Raw genomic sequence first — 16,116 nt, forward strand, 5'->3', positions numbered from 1 at the left:
CAGACCACCGGTGAAACCTATATTTTCAAAACGAAAGACATCGAAAAAGGGAATTGGAAAAGAGTTTCCTTTAAACCGGCGTACCACGACAGCAATCTGTTTTTCGACGACGACGGCAAAGCCTATCTCATTCATGATGCGCACAAGATCAAAATCCTTGAGTTGAATGACGATCTGACGGGGTTAAAACCAGGCGTTCCCGAGAAAGTTCTCATCGAAAACGCCGACGCGCCAGGCGGCCCGGAATACGACCTGAACGCCGAAGGATCGCAGCTATACAAAATACAAGGCAAATATTATTTATTTAATATTTCCGCACCCAAGGGCAAAGGCCGGACTGTGCTCATACACAGGGCGGATAATCTCAACGGCCCGTGGGAAGGAAGAGTTGCCCTGCAGGATAGAGGCATCGCTCAAGGCGGATTGATCGACACGCCCGACGGGCGTTGGTTCGCTTACCTCTTCCGCGATTACGGTTCGGTCGGCCGGATTCCTTACCTGGTTCCCGTCAAGTGGGAAGACGGTTGGCCGGTACTGGGAGAAAATGGCAAAGCCCCGGACAAGCTGGATCTGCCCGCCAGTACTGGTTTGATTCCGGGTTTGGTCGCTTCTGATGAATTCAATCGCAAGAAGGGGCAGGATGCGTTGCCGCTGGTTTGGCAATGGAATCACAATCCGGATAACAAGCTTTGGTCGGTACAAGAAAGAAATGGATATCTCCGGCTGAAAACCGCCAGGATCGACACCTCGTTTGTACAGGCAAGAAATACACTAACGCAGCGTACTATCGGACCAACGAGCACAGGCTCGACGTTACTGGACGCTTCCAAAATGAAGGAAGGTGATTTCGCGGGATTAAGCGCCTTCCAGAAGAATTTCGGACAGGTTGGCGTCAAGGTCGAGAATGGCAAGAAATGGATCGTCATGGTCAATGCCGGCTCGGATAAACCTGTAGAAGTGCAACAAGTTCCGCTGACACAAAACCAAGTCCACTTAAGGATCGATTGTGACTTTACCGATTTGAAGGACGAAGCCAAATTCTTGTACAGCCTCGATGGAAAAGTGTGGAATCCCATCGGAGACACATTGAAGATGACCTACGCCATACCGCATTTCATGGGGTATCGTTTTGGCCTGTTCAACTATGCAACAAAAAATACTGGCGGATATGCGGATTTCGACTGGTTCAGAATTAAATACAAGGATAAATAATGTGATGCAAAGTCCATTGTTCTTGAAGATTTAATCGCCGGGATCTGCAAGGTGGCGGGGCAAGGGCCCAATCCATTTGCTGCGGATTGCGCATACTTTCAACGGAGAAAACCATGCCCATCGCATACAAACGCATCGTCGTCGTCGGCGGCGGCACCGCCGGCTGGATGGCCGCCATCGGGCTGGCGACCGCGCTGCCGGGCAGCACGGTCGAACTGGTCGAATCGGAAGCGATCGGCATCGTCGGCGTGGGCGAGGCCACGTTCCCCATGCTGCGCGAATTTCACAATCGGCACCGCATTGACGAGGCCGACTTCCTGCGCGCCACCAATGGCACCTTCAAGCTAGGCATCGAGTTTCGCGACTGGCGCACGAAGGGCCAACGCTTCTTCCATACCTTTGGCAATTTCGACGACCTGACCGGCCCCGCCTGCCTGTGGGGCCAGTACCGCCGCGTCAACGATCCCGCGCTGGGCCCGCTGAGCGAGCAATGCCTGCCCAGCGTGATGGCCAGCCAGGGCCGCTTCGCCCCGCCACCCGCGGAACAACCCAATCTGTATAGCTACGCTTACCACTTCGATGCCAACCTGTACGCGGGCTTCCTGCGTGGCATCGCGCTCAAGAGGGGCGCGCGGCGCACCGAAGGTCGCATCGTCGAGGTCAAGCGCCGCGCCGACGGCGGCGTCGACCAGCTCAAGCTCGAAGACGGCCGCGTGGTGGCCGGCGACCTGTTTATCGACTGTTCCGGCTTTGTGTCCCTGCTGCTGGGTCGTGCCCTGGAGGAGCCTTACGTCGATTTCAGCCGCTGGCTGCCGGTCGATCGGGCTTGGGCCGTGCCCAGCGAACCGAGCGGACCCGGGCTCACGCCGCACACCGTCGCCACCGCGCTTGAAGCGGGCTGGACCTGGCGGATCCCGCTCAGCAACCGCATCGGCAACGGCCACGTGTTCGCCTCCCGCTACATCGACGAGGAGCGCGCACGCACCCAATTGCTCGAACAGCTGGACGGCCCGGCCCTGGCCGAACCGCGCCTGCTGCGGTTCACGACCGGCCACCGCGAGCGCTTCTGGGTCCACAACGTGGTCGGGCTGGGCTTGTCGTCGGGCTTTTTGGAGCCGCTCGAATCGACCAGCATCCTGCTGATCCAGCGCGGCCTGGAAAAAATGATCGAACTGCTGCGCCCAGGTGCGCGGCCCGCCGCGGCCGCCGTGGCCAACTACAACAAGGGCATGACCAGGGTGTTCGAGCGCATCCGCGACTTCATCATCCTGCACTATTGCCTCACCGAACGCCGCGACAGCCAGCTGTGGCGCGACATGGCCAGCATGGAACTGCCGGAGACGCTGGACTTCAAGCTGCACGCCTGGCGCCAGACCGGCTCGCTGAACATGAACGGGGAAGAAGGTTTCGAGGCCACCAGCTGGCTGGCGATCCACGCCGGCATGGGGAACTGGCCCGTACGCGCCGACCCCCTGCTGGCCGAGGTGCCGTTCGAGGTAGCGCTGCAAGCCCTGCGCCAGCGACGCGACCATTACGCCGCCGTCGTGGCGGCCATGCCCACGCACGATGCTTTCCTGCGCCGAATAATGCGTAGTAACAACTAACGGAATCAACATGGAATTTCAAAAAATCCCCCGCACGACGGCGATTGCCGGCGACGCCTGGGGCCGCGGACTTCCCGCGGATCGCGATCGGCGCCGCCTGCTGCGGGCCATGGCCGCCGCGCCGCTGTTGCTCGGCATGCCGGCCCTAGAAGGTAAAGATTTTCGCTATCGCGAAAACGGGCGCGTTACGCAGGGTCGGGACATGTCCCGCCAATTCCCTGCTTCCCCCCTGGCCGGCGAGGAAGGCGCCGAAGGCGAAACCGCGCAGCCATTCCCCTTGTCGGCAGTGCGTCTGCTCGACGGTCCCTTTCTCCGGTCCCAGAGCCTTAACGCGCGCTACCTCGAGTCGCTGAACTGCGACCGCTTGTTGCACAATTTTCGGAAAAATTCGGGACTCGCTCCGAAGGCGCCGGTGTACGGCGGATGGGAGGCGGAGGGGCTTTGCCCGGGACATACCCTGGGCCATTTCCTGAGCGCCTGCTCGATGTTATGGGCGTCCACCGGACGGGAAGGGATGCGCGCCAGGATCGACTACGTCGTCGGCGAGCTGCTCGCCTGCCAGGAAGCGGCACCCGGCAGCTTGGTATGCGGCTTCCCCGACGGCGATACGCAACTGCGCAATTGCCTGGAAGGCAGGCCTGTCGTTGGGGTGCCCTGGTACACGCTGCACAAGTTGATGGCCGGGCTGCGCGATACGTTTGTGCACCTGCGCAATGCCCAGGCGCTCGCGCTCCTGGTGCGTGTCGCCGACTGGGTCGACGAGGCCGCGCGGCCAGTCGACGAGCCGCGCTTTCAAAAGATGCTCGATCTGGAGCACGGCGGGATGAGCGAAGTGCTGTCGGACCTGCACACGCTGACCGGGGAGGTGCGCTACCTGCGCCTGGCTGAGCGCTTCTGCCACCAGAAACTGCTCGCGCCGCTTGCCGAAGGGCGCGACACCCTCGACGGCTTACACTCCAACACGCAGATTCCCAAAGTGATCGGATTCGCCCGGCTGCACAAACTCACGGGGCAAGCGCACTACCGGCAAGCCGCGCGCTACTTCTGGCGCACCGTGGTCGAGCAGCGCTCGTTTGCCACGGGGGGGCATGGCGACAACGAGCATTTCTTTCCGCCCGCCGAGGTTGAGAAGCATCTGTCCTCAGCGACGACCATGGAAACCTGCTGCACATACAATATGTTGCGCCTGACGCGGGCCTTGTTCGCCGCGCAACCATCGGTCGCCCACGCCGACTTTTACGAACGCGCTTTGTTCAACGGCATCCTCGCCTCCCAGGATCCGGACAGTGGCATGTTCACCTACTTCCAGGCCACCCGGCGCAGCTATCCGAAGCTCTACTGCACACATGAGCATTCATTCTTCTGCTGCACCGGCACTGGGATGGAAAATCACGCCAAGCACGGCGATTCCATCTATTTCCACCAGCGGGATGTCTTGTATGTGAACCTGTATATGGCGTCGGACCTGCGTTGGGCCGACCAGGGCGCGCGGCTGCGCCAGACAACCAGTTTCCCCGAGCGCGGCGGCAGCCGATTGACGCTGCGGCTGGAGCGGCCCACAAAGCTCGTCCTCAAGCTGCGCCACCCCGGCTGGTGCCGACAAATGAGCGTACGCCTGAATGGACGCAAACTCATCGACAGCGACCAGGCCGGGCGCTACGTGGAGCTCGCGCGCACCTGGCGCGACGGCGACGTCCTCGATGTCGATCTGCCGATGCATGTGCATCTGGCGCCCTTGCCCAACGCGCCCCAACTGGCAGCGCTCATGTATGGCCCCCTGGTGCTGGCCGCGCGCATCGCCGGTCCCGCCATGGCGCCCGGCGCCGATCTGGTTGCGGGCAACGTGTCTTATGGCAAGACGTTCACGGAGACGCTGGAGATCCTACCGCTGCGCCTGGGTGGTGCCGGCCTTGATGGGGCGGTCCGGCGTGGCACTGGCGCGCTGGCTTTCCATCTGAGCGGGCCGGACCTGGGAGAGGGGTACGAACTGTTACCGTTCCACAGAATCGCGCATGGCTACTACAACTTGTACTGGCGGGTCGGATGAAGCTCCAGTGCGGGCGGGGGGCTCATGGAAGACAGAGAGCCGGCAGACGGTGGAACTTAGCAAATAATTTTTGAAGCACAAGAAAGTGGAGATACGAGTGAAACTAAGTAAAAACAAATTGGGGGTCAGCCTGTGGGCTGCCTTGACAGTATGTGCTTGTGGTGGGAACAGTGCAATTGCCAACAGCACTGCCGCGCCCGCCGCGCCGCCTGCCAAGACGACATTCAACTGGACGTCGACCCCACCGCTTATTGCGCCTCAACCGGATCCAAATCAGACAATTTTCGGCGTAAAGGATCCTTCTGTTGTTTACGCGAACGGCAAATATCACGTATTCCTCACAACGGCTGGGTCTGCTGGCTGGGGTCTTGGGTACACAAGCTTTGACAAGTGGTCTAACGCGTCGGCCGCGAAAATCGTCACGCTTGACAAGTCCCCGATGGGGCCAGGTTATCGCGCAGCGCCACAAGTATTCTATTTCGCTCCTCAGAAAACATGGTATCTCGTATACCAAGGTGGCGATCCGCTGTACTCGACCTCGAAAGATATCAGCGATCCGATGTCCTGGAGCGCGCCGAAACCGTTCTTTCCAGTCATCCCCGACATCATCAAGGCGCCCCAAGGCCATGGCTGGCTGGATTTTTGGGTGATCTGCGATGATAAAAAATGCTATATGTTCGGTACCGACGATAATGGACGTTTGCTTCGGTCCGAAACCGACACAGCCCAGTTCCCGAATGGCTTTCGTAACACTGTCGCTGTCATGACCGAGAAAAGGGATGATGTGTTCGAGGCCAGCAATACCTACAAGATTGCCAACACGAATACCTATATTACGCTGGTGGAGGCAATCGGGCCAAAAGGACGTTACTTCCGGATTTGGAAGAGCAATAGCCTGGACGGAGTATGGGAGCCATTCTCTTCTGCGCCAATGAATGCGTTCGCGACTGCCGATAATGTAGAACAGATTTGGTCGGAAGGGATCTCCCACGGTGAAATGGTGCGGACCAATGCCGATCAAACGATGACCATCGATCCTTGTCGGCCGCTCGAATACCTCTTCCAGGGCAATGACCCGAAAGTGCGTGTGGACGATTACATCAAAATTCCGTACCGCTTGGGTGTGATCACGGCGAAGGGTGAAAATCCAGTAAGCGCACTCTGCCGCTGACCCAAGGCGCCATCTCACCTCGAATCGTTCCGGCGGAGCGCCCATGGCGGTGGCTGATTCCTCGAAGCCGATCGCCATGGGGCCTAGCGCCTCTCTGGCCAGGCGACAGCAGCATTCTGTCGCCTGGCGTTCTTCCTTGCATTTGACGTGTGGCGTCCGCCGCGCGACCGCTGGCGCACAGGGTGATGCTCGCGCGCAAGCGCTATGTTGGAGCGGGCATCGCGCCCGCTCCGTTGGCCACGAAACCGCGCAGCTTGGATATGTAGTCAAATTTTGATTGATCTTTTTTGTCTGTTGAATCGTATGTGCCCTATTCCGCCAGAAACCAGTTTGCCCCCGTCCGAACTTGAACGCGAGCCGCGCTGGCAGCGCAAGTCCAATCGCTACGCCATAGGCCTTGTGATTCTCCTCCATCTGGCGCTGGGAACGTTCGTGATGCTGTCGACCTTGCGGCGGCCAGCGCCTAAGCCGGAGCCGCGCAGTGTCGATGTCGTGGTCTTCGAGACGAAAGCACCGGAAAAAAAGATTCCCGAACCTAAGCCCGAGCCAAGCAAACTCGAGCCGCCCCCGGTTGACATTCCGCGCATGCCAGATCTGCCTCCCGTCAAGGTAACCGAAAGCCCGGTGCCCGCGCCCGTGGTTGAGGCCAGCCCGGCGCCGGCGCCGGCGCCTGCAGTCGCCGCGCCCCCTCCCCCTCCCCCGCCACCGCCCCCACCCGTGGCCAAAGCGGCGGCCACGCCTCCTAAGCTGTTCGAAGAATGCGCCGATGCCTCGGATCGGAATATGATCGCCGACGTCTATCGCCTCAGTGTCGGCAGCCAATCGTTATCCGAAATGCGCCGGCGCAAGCCGATCAGGCGCGTTTGCATGGCCCAACTCGATATCGTGCCGCGCGACTTCCGCGAAGGCTTTCCCGGCATGGGCTCGACGGTCGAATGGTTCGGCCTGGATATTCGCTTCTCCGTCAATATTCCGGAAACCGCCACGTATGAACTGATGCTGTTGGCCGACGATGGTGCCATGCTCAGTATCGACGATGAAAACGTGATCGACAACGATGGCATCCACGCCCCAACACCCGTGGCGACCAAGATAAAGCTGGAGAAGGGCTTGCGCAATTTCCGCGTGCGCTACTTCCAGGGGCCAGGCCCGGGTCTCGCATTGATGCTTGCGTGGAAAAAACCCGGTGCGACCGATTACGGCTACATCCCGCGCAGCTTGATAGGGCGGCCGCCGGCCGGCACGCTGCCGCAGGTACAGACGAAGGAGTGAGCGCCACACCTTGATGAAGCACGCAAGGGCGCGGCTTGGCGCCGTGGACCGCAACATACGGTCGCCAGTCCTGCTCCAGGCTCGAACGACGCGCAACGCGACAACTCTATGTCGAGCCGGACAGCGCTCGAACAGGCGGACACCCCACGCCTGCTCGATCGCGTCGATCCGGCAGCTCGGCGCCAGCGGCGACAGGTGGATCAACTGCGGCGCCGCCCTGAAGCTGTTCAATTTACCAACTGCCACAAAGGCGCGCAAATCGACACTACGAAATTTACCCTCCTTGCTGGTGATTCTGGCCTATCGCCGCGGCGGTGTCGCGTGCAATATGCCCATCGGCTGGGTACATTTAGATAGATTGGTGGCCAGCCGATATCGTCAGCAAAGGAGACATTGCGATGGTCAACAATAAAGGACGCGCCAAAGCGCCCATTCTTCCTGCGCGATGCGCAGCCCGCCGGCTTCCCGATGCCGTTCCAAGGCTGCGTGCTCGCCAACATCACTGGCCGTGGCAGTCGCCGCGACCGCTTTCGTCTTCGAATCCGACACCACCCTGAGCAATCCGGCCGTTTCCCTGGTCACCCCTTGGCGGCCTGAAGTGTCCCGGTCGAATGGACGCGTGCGCCCGTTCGCCCCTGTTGCGTCTGGCGCCACACAACATCAACCTCAACGAAAGCGAGTTTCATGATGAGATTTTCTGCTAATACCATCGCAGGCCGCACCGCACTCGCCGCGGCGCTGCTGGCAGCATCGGCTTTCGCCGCCTTGCCGGCCCAGGTCCAAGCCGCCGGGCCCACGTATTCCTGGAGCAATGTGAAAATCGGCGGCGGCGGCTATATCACCGGCATGATCGCCCATCCGCTCCAGCGCGGCTTGTTCTACAACCGCACCGATGTCGGCGGCGCCTACCGCTACGATGCGGCCACCAGCACCTGGATTCCCCTGCACGACTGGCTGCCACCCGAAAAATCCTACCTGTACGGCATCGATACGATCGCCATCGATCCGAGTAATGCGAACAAATTCTACTTGGTCGCCGGCCTCGGCTTCTTAGACGGCAACGCAATGTTCATGAGCTCGCAAGACCAGGGTCGCAGCTTCAAGCAGGTGCCACTGCCCTTCTCGACCGGCGCCAATGCAATCGGCCGCCAGGTCGGCGAACGTTTGCAAGTCGATCCGAACCTCGGCAATGTCCTGTTCTACGGCACCGCCAACGCCGCCGTCAATGCGTCCAACAACGGCCTGTGGAAAAGCACCAACGGGGGCGACACCTGGAGCAAGGTAGCCGGGTTTCCGGCCCTGTCGAGCGATGGCACAGGCGCCGGCGTCGCCTTCCTCGCCTTCCACAAGGGTTCCAACTGGAATAAGCCGCCTGGTTCGCCCACCTCCATCATTTACGCGGCCGTCAACACCCAGGCCGCCGCGGACAGCGGCGCCACCTTGTACAAGAGCAGCGACGCCGGCGCGACCTGGAACCGGGTCTGGGGCGCGCCCAATGGCATGTTGCCCCAGCGCGGGCAGATCGGCCCGGATGGCTATCTCTACATCACCTTCGCAAGATTCAATACTGAATACGGCCCGGGAGGTATGGACATGGGTCAGGTCTGGAAGGTCAACATCCTGACCGGCGCCGACGAGTGGACCAACATCACCCCGCTCGGCAACAGCCCCAAGGGCTACGGCTTCGCCGGCCTGTCGGTCGATCCTGCCCATCCGAAGACGGTGGCCGTCAATACCTTGGGCTGGTATGACGGGCTCGGCGTGCCCCTCGAAACCATGTACTACAGCACCGACGGCGGCGCCACCTGGACCGACATCCGGGCCAATGCGACCGTCGACACGAGCGCCGCGCCCTGGTCCGCCCGCCCCGCTGGCGATCCCACCAGCTTCGGCAACTCGGGCGGATCGCTGCTCGACCCGTTCGACCCGAATCACGCCTTCATCACCTCCGGCGGCGCCACGTGGGAGACCAAGAACCTGACCCAGCCGAAGACCAACTGGGCCTATGGCCAGAACGGCATCGAGGAATCGGTCCCGCTCTCCCTGATCTCGCCCGTCGCGAACGAGTGGAATGCCTACCCCTTGATCTCCGGCGACGGCGACTTCTGCGGCCTGACCCACACCAGTGTCAGCGTCGCGCCGAACACGAAATTCTCCAGTCCGACCTGCAAGGACACGACCTCGCTCGACTATGCAAAGACCAATTCGAAGATCGTGGTGCGGGTCGGCACCGACAACTGGGGAAATCCGAAGCACCTCGGCGCGGTATCGTGGAACGGCGGCTATAGCTGGTACCCCTTTGGCAACAACGGTCCCAGCCCCAACGGTGACGGTGGCCGGGTAGCGATCTCGGGCGACGGCACCACGATTCTCTGGTCCACCAAGGGAGCGCCAACCGTCGTCTCCAACGACTTTGGCAGCAGTTGGACGCAGGTCGGCGTGCCGCAAGAAGCCCATGTCATCGCCGACGGCTACGATACGACCACGTTTTATGCCTACGCACGCGATACGGGCGGCTTCTATGCGAGCTACAACAAGGGCGCCACCTGGTATTTGCTGAGCATCGACAATAACTACACCGGCCCTCACCTGGGCTTGCCGGCATGGGGCGATATGGTGTCGGTGCCGTTCGGCAAGAAGGGCGATATCTGGGTATCGACCTATGCCGGCCTGTATCGCAACACCAACTGGGGTCAGGCCAACTGGACCCTGCTGCCGGGTGTGCAGAGCGCCAAGGGGCTCGGTTTCGGCAAGGCCGCGCCTGGCGCCAGCTATCCCACGATGTACCTCGACGGCACGATTAACGGGGTCACCGGCATCTACCGCTCCATCGACACTGGCGCGACCTGGGTGCGCATCGACGATCCCCAGCACCAGTATGCCAAGGGCGGCAATGACAAGTCGACCATCATCGGCGACCCCAAGACCTTCGGCACGGTCTATCTGGGCAAGCGCGGCATCATGGTCGGCACCTCGAGCAATTAACCAAGGCGGCGCCTATACAACGACCAATCGTGAACCGCCCCGTGTGCCGTACGCAGAGGCGCAGGCGGGCGGCGCCGGAAAATATTGATCAGCCGAGGCTGATCAGGAAATTGCGGTAAGCTGCCAGCCTGCCATTGAGTGTGTGGCGGCCCTCCGATGTATGGGGAAAGAAGCGACATGGCCAAGTTCAAGCGAACTTGGCCATTGTTTTTCTGGAGACGACGGTGGGATTCGTGTCACGCATTGCAACCCGCGTGCACGCACGGTTTCCCCAATTCGGCCTACAAACCTACCCTCACCCCACCTCGTGATATACAAGTACCGTAGCGCTTAATCGGCGCATCGCACGCATCGTTTTTACCGCCACGGGAACTTCCTGGCGCGCCACCTGCGCCTGGCTGAGCGCTTCAGCCACAGGTCACTGCTGGCGCCTCTTGCCGAAGGGCGCGCCACCGAGTCGGCTGCCCCGCGGCCCCTATTGCACCTGGAGCTTGACCATTTTCCGCTTCTGGTCTCTCACAACGACCAGATCGACATAGGCTTGAAAGCGCCTCGCCTGCAGCGCTGAGACAAGGGCCGTTGCGGTCGTAAACATCTGTTCAGGGGCCTCAGGATCATTGCCCATGCCGATGACGACATCGCGCGGCCGCAGTCCGGCTTTGTCGCCGTAGCTTGCCGGGTCAACGGACAGTACCAGCACGCCTTGCTTCGACAGCAGACCGGCGGCCGATTGCTCGCCCAGTGTTTCGATCGACTTGATCGTCAGGCCGAGGAAGGTCCGCGGCTTCTCTTGCATGCCCGCTGCCGGCTGCAGCTGCAGTTCGGGAAACCCGGGCTGTTTCGCCAGCGCCTTGAGGCGCGCCGGGCGCACGCCGAATTGGCTCATCGGAAAATTGACGAAGCCGAGCGCCAATGCCGGCGAGTTCTTCCCTACCCTGAAATCGCCATGCGCGGGATCGGTAAATTGCAGGGCGCCGGCGACGGAGTTCGCGTCCGTGCCCGCCGCCCGCGCCTGTTCCAGGTCCGCCGCGTTGGCGAACAGGTTGCGGTCGACGCTCTTGCCCCATGTCTTGATGCCGATCGGCTGATGGGCGGCCATGACGATATTGTTCTCGAACACGTCGGCGCTGTTCTCGAACCATACGTGCGGATGGAAGCTCCCATTGACCAGGATATTGTTGCGAACGACCCGGTGAACGCCTTCACGCAGCTTGAGGCCGCCCGACAGCATGAGGTTCTCTTCGATGACGTAGTTCGAGGCGCCGTCGTCCAGATCGATGTCCCAGCCGTGATCGCACTTGAAGCGGTTGCGCCTCATCACAATCGGTTCGATCGCGTCCAGCGTGGCCAGCGACGGTTCAGCTGCCACCCGGCTATCCATTTCCTTGCGGTCAGGATGCCAGTAGCGGTCCCGCCCCCAGCTATTGAAGGCGCCGTGATCCCCCGTTTCGAGCACCGTGTCGAAGACATCGTTGTAAGTTATCTGGTGGCCGCCCCAGGTGCCGTCGCCGACATTGATGCCCGCCCGCGGCACCTGGTAGATGGAATTGTGGGCGATCGAGATGCGCGCGGCCATCGCGATTTCCACCCCGGCCGCCTGCTTGTCGACCAGCCCGATATCGTGGATCAGATTATCTTCGGCCATGCTGTCCCGTGGATACTGGTCGGACCTGGGACCCGGCGTACGGTCGATCGCGGACAGCGCCAGTTGTTCCTGGTATTCGAACAGCGGCGAACGCACGGCCTCGGGGCGGCCGACAAACGCAATCGCCGTTCCGCCGATTGCGCGGAGATGGTTTCCGGCGATGCGAACGTGGCTGGCACGGCCGCTGACCACGATCGCATTCCCGCCCAGCTCGCTGAAATCCGAGTTGCTGACCGTGACTGCCGAGGCGTTCTCGATCGTCACGGCGCCGACCCGATAGAACTTCCAGTCCGAGCGCAGCAGCGGTTCGGTGGCTTTGAGAAAGGTCGGTTCGGTGTCCCTGAACGACAGCCCCTCGATCCGGATGTTGTTCGCGGGCGCGCCCTTGCCTTCGATCCGGACCAGGGATTCCAGCCTGCCCGCACGGAAGCCAAGCGCGGGCGGGCGTTTGCCATCAAGCGGCTTGTAATAGATCCAGCCGTCGCCGCGGTCGTGGAACCATTCGCCGGGCGCATCGAGTTCCTCGAAGACGTTCTCGACATAGCGCGCGTTTGCGCTGGGCGGTGCGATGCGGTTGTTGGCGGTCTGGGCGCCGAACCGCAGGCTTCCATCGGAATTTTTCCCGAGAATGGGTACATGCACGCCACCCCAACGGCCGCCATGCAGGGCGTGCAGCACCGCCCCGGCCGGATCGCGCCAGGTCGCCACCCTTTCCTTCGACGTGGCGTCGGCGGCCACGCCGCCGAAGGTCCGGATCGCAGGGTCATGGTTGGGATAGCGCGCACGGATCAGCATCTGCCGGCCCAGCCACAGACGCTGGAAGGACTTGTCGGAAAGCTTGGCACGCCAAATTCCGCCGTCGCCAGCCTGCCAGCTCAACGGGGGCAAGTTTTCGGCACCGGTCAAGACGGGATGCGCGCCTGGCGCCCGCGCCAGGACGAAGGGCATCGCATGTGTGCCGGACAGTCCCTCATCCAGGACAATGGGTGTGGGGAGGGAATACGTTCCCGTTGCGAGCTCAATGCGTGTAATACGCTTGTCCACGCGTGCCTTGACCAAGGCCGCCTGCAATGACCGGACATCGTCGACTTTGATCGTTTCCGCAAGGGCCGGTTGGAACAGGAAGCTCATTCCCAATATACCAAGGGGCGCGATAAATTTTATCCGCATTTCATTCTTTCTCTATAAATACATTCAGTGTGGCTGTGCTTGCCTGCTTACAGTGCGATCTCGAACGGCGCGGCGGGCAAGTCGTCGGCGCTGTACAGATTCACATAGGGCGCATCGGCCCAGGCGTAGCGGACACGCGTCGTGCCTGGCTGGTTGGCCCCTTTCAGCGTGACCGTGTCGCCTTGCGCCACCGCCAGCGCATACTGGCAAGCCGCGCCGGCGCAGGCTTCGAAACCGATCGCATGGGCGGCGCTAGTCTTGATGCCGCGCTGTTCCGGCAGCCCGGTCAACCCGCCGCCCCCGAGAACATGGACGGCGATCACGTTGCGGCCCGGCTTGAATGCGCCGGCGAGCACGGGATAGTCGCGCCACATCCACGCGATGCTGCCACCGCCCACGCGCACGCCGTTGACCCAGGTGCTGTCGTAGGTGTCGATGGGACCGAGCTGGACGGCGTTGGCCGCGCGCGCCTGCGCCTCGCTCAGCGTCACGCTGGTGCGGAACCAGGCGGCGCCGTCGAAGCCCGCCAAGGCGGCGACGCCGGCATCCTTCCACGATCCCCTCGGCGACAAGCTCGGCCAGGCCGCGTCGTCGAATCCCGGCAAGCTCCAGGCACGCTGCGCCTTGGCCTGCGGGTCGTGCGCGTCCCACCATCGCTCGTGGCGGCGCGCTTCGTCGGCCATCCCCTTGGCGGGATTCGACGCCATCACCGCCAGCGCCTCGACCCGCTCGGCGTAGGCCGGCAGGCTTTTCAGCGATTGCGCGCCGATCCAGCCCTGGATCGTGGTACCGCCCCAGTTCGACCCGATGAAGCCGATCGGCACCTTCTGCTTCCGCTGCAGTGTGCGCGCCATGTGGTAGCACGCCGCCGGGGCCTCGCCGACGGTCTGGGGCGTCACCACGTTCCACGCCGCCGGCCGCTTCAAGTCCTGCTGGGCGGCAAGTTCGCTAATGCGTTGAATATTGACGAAGCGCAGCTCCGGATTGGCGGGAAATTCCGGCCACGCTCCCGTTGACAGGCGCACTGGAAACTCCATGTTCGACTGGCCGGCGCACAGGTAGACGTCGCCGACCATGATGTCCTTGAGCGTCGTGGTCCCGCTGGCGCCGCTGGCGGACAGCGTGTACGGTCCGCCGGCCGACATGGCCGGCATGCTCGCCCGCCATCGGCCCTGCGCGTCGGCCTTGGCCTCGGCGGTCTTTCCGCCAAGGCTCACCGTCACGCCGAGTCCGGGAGCCGCCGTGCCCCACACGGTCAAAGCCTCGCCGCGCTGCAGCACGGCATGGTCGCCGAAGATGCCGGCAAACGCCGGTGCCGCCGGCTGCGCCAGCACGGGTGTTGCCAGCGATGCGGCAAGCACGAAGCCGGCCGCGCCGGTCAGGCGGATGACCTGCTTTAGTAATCGCCTTCGTTTCAACATCACTCCTGTGTGTGTCGTCGTTTTAAGAAAATCACTCCTCAAACCGCTGGCGGCGGCGCGTGCCGGCCGGCACGGAGAGTGCGGCGGGGAACTCAGCGTCCTAGCATGCCGCGCAGGCAGGCGTCGTGTTTGGGCATGGCCGCCACGGCGCTGGCGATGCATTCGCGGCGCCACTGCAATCCTCGCAGCGCCTCCGCGCGCTCGACGTCGCCCAGCGTCGGGTCGGCGCGCTCCGGCCAATGCCCCATGCCGGCGTGGATCGCCAGCCAGCTGGTCGCGTCGAAGCCCTCCAGGTCGTACTGGTGCAGCGCGCCCGCCTGGCGCCATGCGTGGAGCTTGAAGGCCAGGGTGTCGGGCAGCTCCATGGTCGCCATCGCGCGCCACAGCGCGCTGTCGCGGCGCGCGCTCAGGCAGTAGTGCAGGATGATGAAATCGCGCACGCGCTCGAACTGGCGCCCCACTTCGCCGTTGTAGTCGGCCACCACCTGCTCGGTGAACGGCGCGCCCGACAGCAGCAAATCGATCAGCCGCCCCAACCCCCACTGGACCAGGAAGATGCTGGTCGACTCGAGCGGCTCCAGGAAGCCGCCCGCCAGGCCCAGGGCGACCACGTTGTGCACCCAGGCGCGCTTGCGATGGCCGGTCTGGAAGCGCAGCAGGCGCGGTTCGGCCAGCGCCGGGCCGTCCAGCTGTTGCAGCAATTGCGCGCGCACGCGGTCCTCGTCGATGTGGCGGCTGGCGAACACGTGGCCGTTGCCGGTGCGGTTTTGCAGCGGAATCCGCCACGCCCAGCCCGCCTCCAGCGCGGTGGCGCGCGTGTAGGGCGTCAGTTCGGTCCCGATCCGTTCGGTCGGACAGGCCCAGGCCCGGTCCACCGGCAGCCAGTGGCTGAAGTCGACAAACGGCTCGCCCAGGGTACGCCCCAGCAGCAGCGACGCGAAGCCGGAGCAGTCGATGTACAGGTCGCCGGCCACCACGCGCCCATCGTCCAGGGTGAGCCGGTCGACGCCGCCGTCGGCGCGCCGCGCCACCTCGACGATGCGCCCCTCGGTGCGGCGCACGCCGCGCCGCTCACCCAGCTTGCGCAGGAAGGCGGCGTACAGCGCGGCGTCGAAGTGGTAGGCGTAGTCGTAGCGGTCGTTTTCTCCCGGCAGCGCGAAGCGGCCCTGGCTGGCCATCACGGAGGGCAGGCATTGCTCGCCCAGTGACCCAAGGCCGGCCTCGCCCAGCCGATGGTGCTGGCCCCACACCGCGCGGGATCCGCTCAGTTCGCCGAAATCGCCGAAGGTGTGGAAATAGCTTTCGCCGCGCGCGCGCCAGTCGCAAAACTGGATGCCCAGCTTGTAAGTGCCGTTGGTGGCGCGCAGGAACTCGGCCTCGTCAATGCCGAGCAGGCGGTGGAAGTTGCGGATCGAGGGAAAGGTCGCCTCCCCCACGCCGACAATGCCGATCTCCTCCGACTCGACCAGTTCGATGGTGGCGCCGCCTGCGAGCGCGGTGGCCAGCGCGGTGGCCGTCATCCACCCGGCCGCGCCGCCGCCGACCACCACGATGCGTTTGAAGGGCGGCTTCATGGCGCGGCGCAGTGC

Annotated in this window: 9 protein-coding genes and 1 pseudogene; 6 read left to right on the forward strand and 4 right to left on the reverse strand. The window is 62.8% G+C overall.

Features of this window, described 5'->3' with window-relative positions:
* From BM436_RS34950 to BM436_RS34970, 5 genes are all read left to right on the forward strand, one after another.
* Positions 1-1,212 (forward strand): glycoside hydrolase family 43 protein (locus BM436_RS34950; protein ID WP_093561552.1); only part of this gene is annotated, 1,212 nt, incomplete at its 5' end.
* Between the two features lie 113 nt (positions 1,213-1,325).
* A complete protein-coding gene (locus BM436_RS34955; protein WP_093561545.1) occupies positions 1,326-2,816 on the forward strand; it encodes a tryptophan halogenase family protein in 1,491 nt (496 codons plus the stop codon).
* A gap of 10 nt (positions 2,817-2,826) precedes the next feature.
* Positions 2,827-4,863 (forward strand): glycoside hydrolase family 127 protein, encoded by a 2,037-nt coding sequence (locus tag BM436_RS34960; protein WP_218164997.1) that lies wholly within the window; start codon positions 2,827-2,829, stop codon positions 4,861-4,863.
* Positions 4,864-4,960: 97 nt separating this feature from the next.
* Entirely contained in the window at positions 4,961-6,034 is a 1,074-nt protein-coding gene (locus BM436_RS34965) for a glycoside hydrolase family 62 protein (RefSeq protein WP_218164998.1), read from the forward strand.
* Positions 6,035-6,364: 330 nt separating this feature from the next.
* Positions 6,365-7,306, forward strand: a complete 942-nt coding sequence (locus tag BM436_RS34970; protein WP_143133490.1) for a PA14 domain-containing protein — start codon at positions 6,365-6,367, stop codon at positions 7,304-7,306.
* 135 nt (positions 7,307-7,441) lie between these two features.
* On the opposite strand, the pseudogene BM436_RS34975 reads toward BM436_RS34970, so the two are convergent.
* Positions 7,442-7,564: pseudogene (locus BM436_RS34975) on the reverse strand (helix-turn-helix domain-containing protein); the annotation flags it as partial.
* Positions 7,565-7,990: 426 nt separating this feature from the next.
* Here BM436_RS34975 and BM436_RS34985 point away from each other — a divergent pair.
* Positions 7,991-10,291 (forward strand): hypothetical protein, encoded by a 2,301-nt coding sequence (locus BM436_RS34985; protein ID WP_143133491.1) that lies wholly within the window; start codon positions 7,991-7,993, stop codon positions 10,289-10,291.
* Positions 10,292-10,766: 475 nt separating this feature from the next.
* Here BM436_RS34985 and BM436_RS34990 read toward each other — a convergent pair whose 3' ends face one another.
* The 3 genes from BM436_RS34990 to BM436_RS35000 all read right to left on the reverse strand — a co-directional run.
* Positions 10,767-13,067 carry a serine protease family protein gene (locus tag BM436_RS34990; RefSeq protein WP_143133492.1) on the reverse strand — a complete coding sequence of 767 codons (2,301 nt, stop codon included), beginning with the start codon at positions 13,065-13,067 and terminating at the stop codon, positions 10,767-10,769.
* Between the two features lie 86 nt (positions 13,068-13,153).
* Positions 13,154-14,527, reverse strand: a complete 1,374-nt coding sequence (locus tag BM436_RS34995; protein WP_143133493.1) for a sialate O-acetylesterase — start codon at positions 14,525-14,527, stop codon at positions 13,154-13,156.
* 92 nt (positions 14,528-14,619) lie between these two features.
* Positions 14,620-16,116: tryptophan halogenase family protein (locus BM436_RS35000; RefSeq protein WP_307667156.1), on the reverse strand; the 1,497-nt coding region annotated here is incomplete at its 5' end.

The sequence above is a fragment of the Pseudoduganella namucuonensis genome (assembly GCF_900116645.1).
Taxonomy (GTDB): domain Bacteria; phylum Pseudomonadota; class Gammaproteobacteria; order Burkholderiales; family Burkholderiaceae_D; genus Rugamonas; species Rugamonas namucuonensis.